This window comes from Micromonospora sp. NPDC007230, assembly GCF_042869115.1.
Classification (GTDB): Bacteria; Actinomycetota; Actinomycetes; order Mycobacteriales; family Micromonosporaceae; genus Micromonospora.
The window spans coordinates 52,925-64,997 of the sequence record NZ_JBIAFE010000015.1; the positions used below are offsets into that span (position 1 = coordinate 52,925).

Consider the following 12,073-nt stretch of genomic DNA (forward strand, 5'->3'; position numbering starts at 1 on the left):
CCGGAAGGGTAGGCCCGCCCGCGACGAGAGGTGACCCGCATGACCAGCCCCGCAATCCGCGAGATCGCCCTCACCGGGCCGGGCTCCGGGCCGTACGCCATCACGACCGGCCCCGACGGCGCGCTCTGGCTGACGCTGGCCGGGACGGGCGGGGTGGCGCGGCTGGGGCGGGACGCCTCGGTCCGTACCTACCGGACCGACCCGGCGGAGAGCCGGCCGCTGATCATCACCACCGGGCCCGACGGCGCCCTCTGGTACACCCGCTCCGGCGATCATCGGCTCGGCCGGATCACCGTCGAGGGCGACGTCAGCTCCGTGGCGCTGCCGCCGGGGACCGGCCCCTGCGGCCTCGCCGTCGGCCCCGATGACGCCCTCTGGTACGCGGGCATGGGCAACGACACGATCGGCCGGGTCACCGCCGACGGGTCGGTGACGACGTTTCCGCTGCCGGTGACCGGCGGCTTTCCGTCGATGCTGGCCACCGGCCCCGACGACGCCCTCTGGTTCACCCTCAACCAGGCGAACGCGATCGGCCGGATCGGCCTCGACGGCGAGGTGACCCTGCACGGGCTGCCCACCGAGGCGGCGGGGCCGGTGGGCATCACCCTCGGCGGCGACGGGGCACTCTGGTTCGTCGAGATCGCCGCCGGTCAGCTCGGCCGGATCACCCCCGACGGCCGGGTCGAGGAACACGCGCTGCCGGACCGGGCCGCCCGGCCCCACGCGATCGTCGCCGACCCGGCCGGCGGCTGCTGGTTCACCGAGTGGGGCGCGAACCGGATCGGCCACGTCGACGCCGCCGGCCGGATCACCGGCCACCACCTACCCACCCCGGGATCGGAACCTCACGGCCTCACGGTCACCCCAGACGGCACGGTCTGGGTCGCGCTGGAGATCGGCGCGGTAGCCCACCTGACCCCCTGACCCGGGGCTGGGGTGGGGGTCAGCGGACGGCGGGGGAGACCGTGAGGGTGCCGGCGGTGGCGTCGAGGATGGCGGGGGTGCCGACGGGGACGGTGAGCTGGCCGACGCCGTGACCGATCGGGAGGCCGCCGAGGACGGGCACGCCGAGGTCGCCCAGGCGTTCGGCGAGCACGTCGGCGACCGTGGTGTCCCAGCCGTCCGCGCACTCGGTGAACTGGCCGACCGCGACCCCGGCGACCCCGGCCAGGGCGCCGCAGCGGCGCAGGTGGGTGAGCATCCGGTCGACCTTGTACGGCGGCTCCTGCACCTCCTCGATCAGCAGCACCGCCCCGGTCAGGTCCGGCATGTCCGGCGTGCCGATCGACGCGGTGATCAGGCAGAGGTTGCCGCCGAGCAGCCGGCCCTCCGCCCGGCCGGGCACCCGGACCGGGTACGTCTCCTCCTCCCGCACCGCCTCGACGGTCACCGGCCCGGTGGTCATCAGCGCGGCGTGCAGCGACTCCGCCGAGCGGGGCGGGGTGCGGTCGTCCAGCCACGCCGCTCCCGGGCCGTGCACGCCGGCCAGCCGGGCGCCCCGCCAGAGCGCGAACTGCAGGGCGGTGATGTCGGAGAAGCCGGCCACCACCTTCGGGTCCCGGCGTACCGCGGCCATGTCGATCAGGTCGACCACCCGCTGCGCGCCGTAGCCGCCCCGGGTGCAGATCACCCCGCGTACCTCCGGGTCGGCGAAGGCGGTGTTCAGGTCGGCGGCCCGCAGCTCGTCGCCGCCGGCCAGGTAGCCCTGCCGGGCGTACGCGTTGGGTGCCAGCACCGGGCGCAGCCCCCAGCCGGTGAGCAGTTCCATGCCGCGGGCCACCCGTTCCGGGCGGGTCGGGCCGGAGGGCGACACCAGCATCACGGTGTCGCCGGCACGCAGGACCGGTGGGCGCAGGCAGTGTTCGTCGGTGGGCACGACGGCAGCCTAGTGAGCGCCCGACCGAGCCGTGCCGGCCCTGGTCGGTAGCACCGGCTAGCCTCGACGTCGTGGCGACCGCGCTGGTGATCGAGAACGACCCGACCGACGACCTCCGCCGACTGGGGGAGTGGCTCCTTGAGGGGGGCCTCGACCTGCGGGTGCTGCGCCCGCACGCGGGCGACGAGCTCCCCGCCGACCTCGACGGGTACGCCGCGCTGGTGGTGCTCGGTGGGGAGCAGCAGGCGTACCCGCTGCCCGACGGCAGCCCCGGCGCGCCCTGGTTCCCGGCGATCGAGGGGCTGCTGCGCAAGGCGGTCCGGCACCGCGTACCCACCCTCGGTGTCTGCCTCGGCGCGCAACTGCTGGCCGCCGCGCACGCCGGGCAGGTCGAGCGGAGCCCGTCCGGGCCGGAGGTCGGGCCGGCCGTGGTCGGCAAGCGGGACGCCGCCGACACCGACCCGCTCTTCCGGTACGTGCCGCTGATGCCGGACGTGTTCCAGTGGCACTCCGACGAGATCACCGAGCTGCCGCACGGGGCCACCCTGCTCGCCGCCTCCACCCGCTACCCGCACCAGGCGTTCCGGCTCGGTGACCGGGCCTGGGGGCTGCAGTTCCACATCGAGTGCGACACCGCGATGATCGCCGACTGGGCCCGCGACTCGACGCTCCTCGCCGAGCTGGGCTACGACCCGGAGCTGGTGGTGGCCGCCTGCGACCGGGTGATGGCCGACGTCGAGGAGGTCTGGCAGCCGTTCGCCGTCCGGTTCGCCGCCCTCGCCCTCGGCGAGCTGGACGACAGCGCGCCGCGCCGCAGCCTGCCGCTGCTCGGGCACTGACATGACCCGACCGACCAGGGGGCGCCTCGCCCGGTACGGCTTCGCCGAGGGCGACGGCCGGGCCCGGGCGGCCGACCTGCTCGGCCCGGACGGCCTGGGACTGTGGCGGCCGGACACCCAGGAGCCCACCGACGAGCGGGCCGCCGAGCTGCTGGCCGGCCTCTCCCGGGCGGCCGACCCGGACCTCGCCCTGCGCCAGCTGCACCGCCTCGTCGAGGCGGAGTGGCGGGCCAGCGGAAAGCCGGCGGTGCTCGACGCCCTGTACGCCGACCCGGGGCTGCGCCGCCGGCTGACCGCCGTGCTGGGGGCCTCGTCGGCGCTCGGCGACCACCTGGTGGCCAATCCGGAGCAGTGGACCGTGCTGGCCACCGAGCCGGACGGGCTCGCACCCACCGCCGAGGGCCGGCTCGACCTGGCCACCGCCGCCCGGCTGACCGCCGCCGCCGGCCCCGTGCCGGTGCTGCGGCAGGCGTACCGGCTGGCGCTGCTGCGGATCGCGGCGGCCGACCTGACCGGCGGACGCGGCCTGGAGCAGACCATGGCGGCGCTCTCCGCGCTCGCCGACGCCACCCTCGCGGCTGCCTACCAGATCGCCGTGGACGAGCTGCCGGGCGGGACGCCCCGGCCCCGGCTGGCCGTGGTGGCGATGGGCAAGGCCGGCGGCGACGAGCTGAACTACGTCTCGGATGTGGACGTCATCTTCGTGGCGGCCGAGGACGACGACCTGACCGCCGCGACCCAGGTCGCCACCCGGCTGATCCAGGTCTGCGGGCTGGTCGCCTGGCCGGTTGACGCCGCGCTGCGCCCGGAGGGCAACCGGGGCCCGCTGGTGCGTACCCTCGCCAGCCACCTGGCGTACTACCGGCGCTGGGCCCGGACCTGGGAGTTCCAGGCCCTGCTCAAGGCCCGGCCGGCGGCCGGCGACCTGGCGCTCGCCGGGGAGTGGATCGACCAGCTCGCGCCGCTGGTGTGGACCGCGGCGGAACGCCCCGAGGCGGTCGAGGACGTCCGCGCGATGCGCCGCCGGATCATCGAGAACGTCCCGCCGAAGGAGTTGGAACGCGAGATCAAGCGGGGGCCGGGCGGCCTGCGCGACATCGAGTTCGCGGTCCAGCTGCTCCAGCTCGTGCACGGCCGGGGCGACGAGTCGCTGCGGGCGCCGGGCACCATCCCGGCGTTGCGCGCCCTGGTCGCCGGCGGCTACGTCGGCCGGGCCGACGGGGAGGCGCTGCTGCGCGGCTACCGCTTCCTGCGCGGCGTCGAGCACCGGCTCCAGCTCCAGCACCTGCGCCGCACCCACACCGTGCCTACCGAGCCCGCCGCGCTGCGCTGGCTGGCCGCCGCACTCGGCTACCAGGCCACGCCGGGCCGCAGCGCCGTCGAGGAGTTTCGCGCCGAGTGGGTCACCCACGCCACCGAGGTACGCCGGCTGCACGCGAAGCTGCTGTACCGACCGCTGCTGGAGTCGGTGGCCCGGGTGCCGGCCGACGGGCTGCGGCTGACCCCGGAGGCGGCCCGGCACCGGCTGGAGATCCTCGGGTTCGCCGACCCGGCCGGGGCGCTGCGCCACCTCCAGGCCCTCACCGGCGGGGTGAGCCGCACCGCCGCCATCCAGCGCACCCTGCTGCCGGTGCTGCTCAGCGAGTTCGCCGACGCGCCGGAGCCGGACCGGGGGCTGCTGAACTACCGGCAGGTCTCCGACAAGCTCGGCAGCACGCCCTGGTACCTGCGGCTGCTGCGGGACGAGGGGCCGGTGGCCCGCCGCCTGGCCCGGGTCCTCGCGCTGTCCCGGTATGCCGCCGACCTGCTGGCCCGCGAGCCGGAGGCGCTGCGGCTGCTGGCCGAGGACAGCGAGCTGATGCCACGGCCGCGGGAGGTGCTCTGCGAGGGCTTCGCCGCGGCGGCGGGGCGGCACGACGACCCGGTCGAGGCCGTCCGGGCGGTCCGTGCGCTGCGCCGCCGGGAGCTGCTCCGGCTCGCCTGCGCCGACGTGCTCAGCCGGGCCGGCGCGCTCACCCCACGCCCGCCGCGTGCCGCCGAGGCCGGGGTACGCCCCGACCGGGCACCCACCCTGGCTGACGTCTGCACGGTCGGCACCGCGCTCGCCGACGTCACCGACGCCACCCTGGCCGCCGCGCTGCGGGCCGCCCGGGCCGCCCAGCCGGCGCCGCCCGGGCTGCGTTTCGCCGTGGTCGGCATGGGCCGGCTCGGCGGGTACGAGTCGAACTACCTCTCCGACGCCGACGTCCTCTTCGTCTACGACCCGCCGCCCGGCGTGGACGAGGGCGCGGCCAGCGCCGCCGCCCACGCCATCGCCGAGGAGCTGCGCCGGCTGCTCTCCGCGCCGGCTCCCGACCCGCCGCTCGGGGTCGACGCCGACCTGCGCCCGGAGGGCCGGCAGGGACCGCTGGTCCGCAGCCTCGCCGCGTACGCCCAGTACTACGCCCGCTGGTCGAAGGTGTGGGAGGCGCAGGCGCTGCTGCGGGCCCGGTTCGTCTGCGGCGACGCCGACCTCGGCGCCGAGTTCGAGGCGATGATCGATCCGGTGCGGTACCCGGCCGACGGGCTGACCCGCGAGCAGGTGGTGGAGATCCGCCGGATCAAGGCCCGGGTGGAGACCGAGCGGCTGCCCCGGGGTGCCGACCCGGCCACCCACACCAAGCTGGGCCGGGGCGGGCTGGCCGACGTCGAGTGGGCGGTGCAGCTGCTTCAGCTCCGGCACGCCGGCCGGCTGCCCGCGCTGCGCGGCACCCGTACCCTCGACGCCCTGGCCGCCGCCCGGGCCGCCGGGCTGGTCGACCCGGACGACGCGGCGGAGCTGGCCGCCGGCTGGACGCTCGCGGCGCAGGTCCGCAACGCGCTGATGCTGGTTCGCGGCCGGGCCGGTGACCAGCTCCCGCGGCACGGGCTGGAGCTGGCCGGGGTGGTGCGCCTGCTCGGCCGGGACGACCCCGGCGAGTTCCTCGACGAGTACCTGCGCGTTGGCCGCCGCTCGCGCGCCGCCATGCAGCGGGTGCTGGACACCCCGGCCTGACGGCCATGGACTGCGGGCCGTCGGTGGCCCGGGTCGCCGAGGGAGATGGCCGTGCCGCCGTGCCGTAGGCGAGGCGATGTTCAGGTGCGGCACGCTTTCGAGCTGATGGCGCAGACGATTCAGCCCGGCCCGTATCGCCGCCGGCGGCCGGTCGGTTTGTCGAGACCTGCCGGTGGGACCTCCGCCGTCGTGCCGCCGGGCGCTGAGTCGTTTGCGACATCAGCTCCAAAGGCGTCGCTACATTACTCGGGCGCAGACCGACCCTCCAGCCGGCGGCGCGCGGGGCCGGGGTCAGCTGCCGAGGGTGTAGGTGCCGGCGCGCGGCACCGTCACCGCCGTCCACTCGCCGTCGGCGGTGAGCGTGGCGCCTCCGCTCACGGTCAGCCAACGGTCGTGCCGGACCCGGACCGGCACCCGGCCGGGGCCCGGGACGCGGAAGGTGACCGTGGCGGCGTCCTGCCGGACCAGCTCGCCGGGGGCGCCCACCAGCGGGGTGGGGTCGGCCACGGCGTACAGGCGCCAGTGCTGGTCCGACCAGACCTGGGTGAGGTACGGCAGGCCGGCCTCGACCAGCTCGGCCTCCGGGCGGCCCACCCAGGACAGCTCGGCGTCGGCGACGGCGACGGCGACGTACTGCACCGCGTTGTCGGCCAGCCAGGCCTGGTAGCTCGCCGGAGTGAGCGGGACGCCGGTGCCGGCGGCGCCCGGGACGGTGGTGAAGAAGAGCGGGTTGCGGGCGATGTCGGCCTGGCGCAGCCAGCCCCGGGCCAGCGGCACCTCGCCGAGGTGGGCCGCCTCCCAGTAGTCGCGGGTCGGCGGCACCTCGACCCGGCCGGTCAGCCCGCGCCGCGCCAGCTCGGCCCGCAGCGGCGCGAAGTACGCCGGATCGGCGCTCGGGGCGCCCGCGCCCCGCAGGTCGGCGGTGACCACGGGCGGCTGCCACCAGCAGGCAGCCGCGAGCAGCGCGGCCAGCGTCACCCCGCCGGCCACCCGCCGCCGAGCCACCCGCCTCGGCAGGCGGTCCACCAGCCACCGGGGAAGCCCGGCGGTGGCCGCCAGGACGGGCAGGGCGAACATCACCACGAGGCGGGTGGCGTTCAACCCGACCGGGGTGTGCAGCAGCGCCGCGGCCAGCACCCCGGCCGCCGACAGCAGGGCGCCCACCCGGACCGGCCGGTACGCCACCAGCGCAGCCACCAGCAGGCTGGCCAACACCGCGTGCAGGGTGTCGCTGCGACTGATGTTCATCCAGCCGCCCTCGCCGAAGAGCAGCCCGGTCACCGCCAGCGGCACGGCGGCCGGGACGGCCAGCAGCAGGCCGTCGGCGTACCGGCGGGTGAACAGCAGCGCGACGCCGGCCAGGCCGACGAAGAGCCCGGCGACCGGGCTGGCCGCCGAGGCGAGCAGGGCCGCCAGGCCGGCCAGCACGCCGCGCGCCCACCCGGGGTGCCGGGCGGCCGGCCGGGTGAGGGCGAGCAGCGCGGCCAGGCCGAAGGCGACCCCGAGGGCGTACGTCACCCGGCCGGAGACCAGGTTGCCGGCGATGGTGAGCACCCCGACCAGGCTGCCCAGCAGGGGCCGGGGCACCCCGGCCCGGACCAGCAGCGCGGCGAACGCGGCCGCCGAGGCGAGCAGCGCGAGCGCGCCGGTGGTGCGTACCCCGAGCAGGGCCATCAGCGGCGGTGAGACGAGGCTGTAGCCCCACGGGTGGACGCCGCCGTACCAGCGCAGGTCGACCAGCGCCGGCCCGTGGGCGGCGAAGAAGCCGGCGCGGGCCACCTGGGCCGACAGGTCCGAGCCCAGCGCGGGAAGGGTGACATAAAGCACGCCCAGGACGAGCGCGGACGCGGCGGACACCGCCACCACCCGACCACCCCGCATGCCCACCTCCTGATCGCGACCCACCGTACTGGCAGCATGTCCGATGTGCCTCACCACCTCTCGCGCTGGATCGGGCTGGTCGGCTCCGTGCTGCTCGCCGTGGCCGCCTTCCTCGGCGGCGCGCTGCCGTACGGCGACCTGCGCCCCACCCCCGTCAGCATCTGGCAGGGCCCGCACGGGCCGTTGATCATCAGCACCTGGTTGGCCGGCACGGCGCTGCTGGGCTGGGCCTGGTGGTCGCTGCGCGACCGGGTGCCGTCGACCCGCTGGGTGCTCGTCACGATCGGGCTCTGGCTGCTGCCGATGCTGGTCACGCCGCCGCTCGGCAGCCGGGACGCGTACGCGTACGCCTGCCAGGGCACCAGCTACGCCGCCGGGATCAACCCGTACGAACAGGGCGTCTCCGCCCTGCCCTGCCCGTGGCTGGACACCATCTCGTACATCTGGCGGGACACCCCCGCCCCGTACGGACCGCTGTTCGTGATGATCTCCGGGGCGGTGGTGACCGCCGCCGGCTCGCTGGCCGCCAGCGTCGCGCTGTTCCGAGTGCTCGCCGTGGCCGGGGTGGCGCTGGCCGCCGTGTCCCTGCCGGTGCTGGCCCGCCGCTGCGGGGTGCCGCCGCAGCGGGCGCTCTGGCTGGCGCTGGCCGGCCCGCTGGTGCCCGTGCACCTGATCTCCGGCGCGCACAACGACGCGATCATGGTGGGCCTGCTCATCGCCGGGCTGGCGGTGGTGGCTGCCCGGCCGGGCCGCCCACTGCCGCTGCTGGCCGGTGGGGTGCTGCTCGGGCTGGCCGGCGCGATCAAGGTCACCGCGCTGGTCGTGGTGCCCTTCGCGGCGCTGGCCGCGATCGTCGGGCCGTACGGGATCCGCGCGCTGGTCCGCCAGGGCGGGTGGGTGGCCGGCGGGGCGCTGGCCGCGGTGGTCGGGCCGACCCTGGCCGCGGGTCTGGGCCTCGGCTTCATCAGCGGCCTGGAGCAGGGCGGGCTGGTGGTCGCCTGGACCTCTCCGCCGACCGCGGTGGGGCAGACCATCGGCTACCTGGCGGTGCCGTTCGGCGCGCACGTCGACGCGCTGCCGGTCACCCGGGGCCTGGCCGTGGTGGTGCTCGGTGCCGTGCTGGTCTGGCTCTGGTTCCGCGCGTTCCGCCGCCAAGATCCGTTCTGGCACGCCGCCCTGGCGCTGGTCGCGACCGTGGCACTCTCCCCGCTGTTCCACCCCTGGTACTGGACCTGGCCGCTGGCCGTGCTCGCCGCGACCGCCCGCCGGACCACCTGGTTCGTGATCGTCGCCCTGGTGTCGTCTTTCCTGGTGCTGGCCGACGGCACCGGTTTACCTCGGTACACCAAGATGCCGGGTGCCCCCCTGATGACGCTGTTCGTGATCGTGGTGGCCGTCCGGTTGGTACGGTCGGCTCGGGCGGAACGTCAGCCGGTTCCTGCGGACTGAGGAGTAGTGCCGGTGAGCGAGCCCGGCTCGGTGGCCGGCGGGCCGGTCCGCCCGGTCGCCGCCGGGCTCGCCCGGTACGCCGGGCTCGCCGGCGCGGTGCTGCTGACCGTCGCCGCCTGGCTGGGCGGCGCGCTGCCCGACGCCCCGCTGCGCACCACCCTCGCCGGCCTCTGGCACGCCAGCTATGGGCCGTCGACCCTCGGCTGCTGGCTGGTCGGCACGGCGCTGCTGGTGGGCGCCTGGTGGTCGCTGCGCTGGGGCGCCCCGTCGACCCGGTGGGCGTACGTGACCGCCGGCCTGTGGGCGCTGCCGCTGCTGGCCGCGCCGCCGATGGGCAGCCGGGACGTCTACTCGTACGTCTGCCAGGGCTGGTCGTGGACGCACGGCGTCGATCCGTACCGGGTCGGGGTGGCGGCGGCCGGGTGCCCCTGGACCGACACCGTGACGCCGATCTGGCGGGCCACCCCGGCGCCGTACGGGCCGTTCTTCGTCCTGCTGGCCGGCCTCGCGGTGCTGCTCGGGGGCGGCCTGGTCGGGGCGATCGTGCTGCTACGGGTGATCGCGGTGGCCGGGGTGCTGCTGGCCGCGCTCTGCCTGCCCGGCCTGGCCCGCGCGGCCGGCGTGCCGACCCGGCGCGCGGCCTGGCTGGCGCTGGCCTGCCCGCTGGTCGGGGTGCACCTGGTCGCCGGCGCCCACAACGACGCGCTCGGGCTGGGGCTGCTCCTGTTCGGCCTGCTGGTGCTGGTCCGCCGGCCCGGCAAGCCGCGGGCGCTGGTGGTGGCGGGGGTGCTGCTGGGGCTGGCCGTGTCGGTGAAGGCGGTCGCGGTGGTGGTGCTCCCGTTCGCCGCGCTCGCCGCGGTGCTGGGCCGCTACACGCTGCGCGTGCTGCTGCGCGACGCGGGCTGGCTGACCGCGGGCGTGCTCGCGGCGCTGCTGGTCACCTCCCTGGCCACCGGGCTGGGCCTGGGCTGGGTGGGCGGCCTCGCGCACAGCGGCGACTCGAAGCAGTGGACCTCGCCGCCGACGGCGGTGGGGTTCGTGGTCGACTACGTGGGCGGCCTGTTCGGGCAGGAGCCGCACGCCGTGCCGGTGGTCCGGCTCGTCGCGCTGGCGCTGCTCGCGGTGCTGCTGGTGGCGCTCTGGTGGCGGGCCTGGACCGGGCTGCGCCGGCTGGGCGACGTCCAGCAGCGGGCGGTCCGGCTGGCCGCCGCCCGCCCCCGGGTGGCGCTGCTCGGGGCCGGCCTGGCGCTGGCCGCCACCGTGCTGCTCGCCCCGGTCTTCCACCCCTGGTACGCGACCTGGCCGCTGGCGCTGCTCGCGGTGGCGACGGTGTCGTTGGCCCGGACCGTCTGGTTCGTGGCGCCCTGCGCGGTGGCCTCCTGCCTCACCCTGCCGGACGGCACCAACCTGGCCCGGTTCACCAAGGCCCCGGGGGCGCTCCTGATGACCGCCCTGATCGTGCTGCTCCTGGTCTGGGCGGTCCGGGTGGGCCTGGCCCGACGCGCCCGATGACTCGCCGGGACGTGGTGTGACCGAAACGAGCCGAGCTGGGCAGCTCATTCCCGGGCGCCTGAGCACTGCTGAGCGCCGTGGTCACCCCGCTCCGCCCCCGTCGGCCGGAGCGGGGCGACCGGCGGTCAACGGGGAGATCCACAGTTGGGGCAGGACGGTCCCGAGTGCACTTGCCCAATCCGGGCACGGGCGGCCACGGCGAGCATCAGGAGAGCGGGCCCGGCCACGCTCACGGTGAGGGCGGTGGCGGCCAGCGCGGCCCAGTCCGGGTTCCGGCCGACAGCCCCTTGCGCCAACTCGCGCAGTGCCAGCAGCCCGAGGGGCGTGGCCAGGATCAGGAGCGCCCAGCCGCCCCGAAAGTCCCGCCGGCGCGCCAGGTCGAGGGCGACCATCAGGGTGACGACCAGCAGCACCGCGCCGGCGGCGAGTGGGGTGGAGACGGCCTCGAAGCTGAGGTAGCCGGCGAAGAAGTTTCCGTTCTCGAACAGACGGGCAGCCACGGCTGCGGCCAGGGCACTTACCGGGAGCAGGGCCATTCGGGCCGCGAGCGGCGGCCGTTCCGGCATCCCTAGCGCGATCACTCCCAACGCGAGCTGCGGCGCCAGCACGAACAGTGGTGGCCGGTTCAGGCCGGTCAGCGGGGAGACCGGCACCACCAGGGCGGTGAGCAGCACGGCGGCCCAGAGCAGGTGGCGCGCGTACCGCCGTGTGGAGAGGGTGTAGCCCGCTGCGGCGACCAGCCAGGCTGCCCAAGCCACCGCCGCGATGCTGATGAACGGACCGACGGGCTGGAGGCCCATCTCGGGCGCCGGCCGGCGCAGCTCCAGCACGGACCAGACCGATGCCAGCGCGGTTGCCGCGAGGAAAGCGAGGACGGCGGCGAGGCGTATCCCGGGGATCAGGTCATCGGCACCAGCGGCCCGCAGCCGCTGGCGCAGGCCACCCCGGACGAGGTCCGCGGCGTCCGCCAGCGAGGGCCAGCGCCGGTCCGGTCCGGCCAGGTCGAGGTACGTGCCGACGATCTCGGCCCCGCGCAGACGCCGGTAGTCGGCGGGGTAGGCGCGCAGCAGGCGCAGGTAGCGCCGCTCCAGGTCGCTCATGCCAGCCCTCCCGCGAGACGCGGGTTGGCCCCGGCGGCGGCGCGACGGCGCAGCCGGGCGGTGGCGGCCTCGACGTTGCGCCGCATCCGCTCGGTCTCCGCCGTGAGCGTGGCGTCACCGGCGGGGGAGAGCCGGTAGTAGCGGCGGAGCCGGCCGTCCACCACCTCCTCCCGGTGGACCTCGACCAGACCTGCGTCGACCAGCCGGTCCAGGGCGCCGTAGAGGGTGCCGGGACGGAGCGCCACGCGGCCGTCGGACAGGGCCTTGACCTCGCCGATGATGCCGTAGCCGTGCATCGGCTCTGCGGCCAGCGCGGTGAGGATGAGGTAGGTGGGCTCGCGTAGGGGCGTATCCATGGCGCCAATATATCGGACGCGAAGGT

At 76.3% G+C, this 12,073-nt stretch carries 9 protein-coding genes; 5 read left to right on the plus strand and 4 right to left on the minus strand.

The annotated features are described in order from the left end of the window. Positions 1-39 precede the first annotated feature (39 nt). Positions 40-924, plus strand: coding sequence for a virginiamycin B lyase (locus ACFYML_RS21545; RefSeq protein WP_387422341.1), 885 nt, complete (start codon positions 40-42; stop codon positions 922-924). 19 nt (positions 925-943) lie between these two features. Here ACFYML_RS21545 and ACFYML_RS21550 read toward each other — a convergent pair whose 3' ends face one another. Next, positions 944-1,876: an LD-carboxypeptidase gene (locus ACFYML_RS21550; RefSeq protein ID WP_387422342.1), complete on the minus strand. Its 933-nt coding sequence runs from the start codon at positions 1,874-1,876 to the stop codon at positions 944-946. Positions 1,877-1,947: 71 nt separating this feature from the next. On the opposite strand from ACFYML_RS21550, the gene ACFYML_RS21555 reads away from it, so the two are divergent. Then, the gene (locus ACFYML_RS21555; RefSeq protein WP_387422343.1) at positions 1,948-2,715 is read left to right on the plus strand and encodes a type 1 glutamine amidotransferase; all 768 of its coding nucleotides are present in this window, start codon (positions 1,948-1,950) and stop codon (positions 2,713-2,715) included. Position 2,716: 1 nt separating this feature from the next. After that, complete coding sequence (locus ACFYML_RS21560) at positions 2,717-5,749, plus strand: bifunctional [glutamine synthetase] adenylyltransferase/[glutamine synthetase]-adenylyl-L-tyrosine phosphorylase (protein WP_387422344.1); 3,033 nt, start codon at positions 2,717-2,719, stop codon at positions 5,747-5,749. Positions 5,750-6,040: 291 nt separating this feature from the next. On the opposite strand, the gene ACFYML_RS21565 is transcribed toward ACFYML_RS21560, so the two are convergent. Continuing rightward, entirely contained in the window at positions 6,041-7,630 is a 1,590-nt protein-coding gene (locus tag ACFYML_RS21565; protein ID WP_387422345.1) for a hypothetical protein, read from the minus strand. Positions 7,631-7,675: 45 nt separating this feature from the next. On the opposite strand from ACFYML_RS21565, the gene mptB (ACFYML_RS21570) reads away from it, so the two are divergent. Together mptB (ACFYML_RS21570) and mptB (ACFYML_RS21575) are read left to right on the plus strand one after the other, a co-directional pair. Then, entirely contained in the window at positions 7,676-9,079 is a 1,404-nt protein-coding gene (mptB, locus tag ACFYML_RS21570) for a polyprenol phosphomannose-dependent alpha 1,6 mannosyltransferase MptB (RefSeq protein WP_387422432.1), read from the plus strand. A gap of 12 nt (positions 9,080-9,091) precedes the next feature. After that, positions 9,092-10,591, plus strand: a complete 1,500-nt coding sequence (mptB, locus tag ACFYML_RS21575; RefSeq protein ID WP_387422346.1) for a polyprenol phosphomannose-dependent alpha 1,6 mannosyltransferase MptB — start codon at positions 9,092-9,094, stop codon at positions 10,589-10,591. A gap of 125 nt (positions 10,592-10,716) precedes the next feature. On the opposite strand, the gene ACFYML_RS21580 is transcribed toward mptB (ACFYML_RS21575), so the two are convergent. Further along, the gene (locus ACFYML_RS21580; protein ID WP_387422347.1) at positions 10,717-11,691 is read right to left on the minus strand and encodes a hypothetical protein; all 975 of its coding nucleotides are present in this window, start codon (positions 11,689-11,691) and stop codon (positions 10,717-10,719) included. Then, positions 11,688-12,047: a PadR family transcriptional regulator gene (locus ACFYML_RS21585; protein WP_387422348.1), complete on the minus strand. Its 360-nt coding sequence runs from the start codon at positions 12,045-12,047 to the stop codon at positions 11,688-11,690. Before ACFYML_RS21585 ends, ACFYML_RS21580 begins: the two co-directional genes overlap by 4 nt. Positions 12,048-12,073 lie beyond the last annotated feature (26 nt).

What these genes read in the sequence shown, in the direction of transcription:
- ACFYML_RS21545 (WP_387422341.1), top strand. Translation starts at nt 40, where the DNA reads ATGACCAGCCCCGCAATCCGCGAGATCGCCCTCACCGGGCCGGGCTCC.
- ACFYML_RS21560 (WP_387422344.1), top strand. Translation starts at nt 2,717, where the DNA reads ATGACCCGACCGACCAGGGGGCGCCTCGCCCGGTACGGCTTCGCCGAG.
- ACFYML_RS21565 (WP_387422345.1), bottom strand. Translation starts at nt 7,630, where the DNA reads ATGCGGGGTGGTCGGGTGGTGGCGGTGTCCGCCGCGTCCGCGCTCGTC.
- ACFYML_RS21580 (WP_387422347.1), bottom strand. Translation starts at nt 11,691, where the DNA reads ATGAGCGACCTGGAGCGGCGCTACCTGCGCCTGCTGCGCGCCTACCCC.
- ACFYML_RS21585 (WP_387422348.1), bottom strand. Translation starts at nt 12,047, where the DNA reads ATGGATACGCCCCTACGCGAGCCCACCTACCTCATCCTCACCGCGCTG.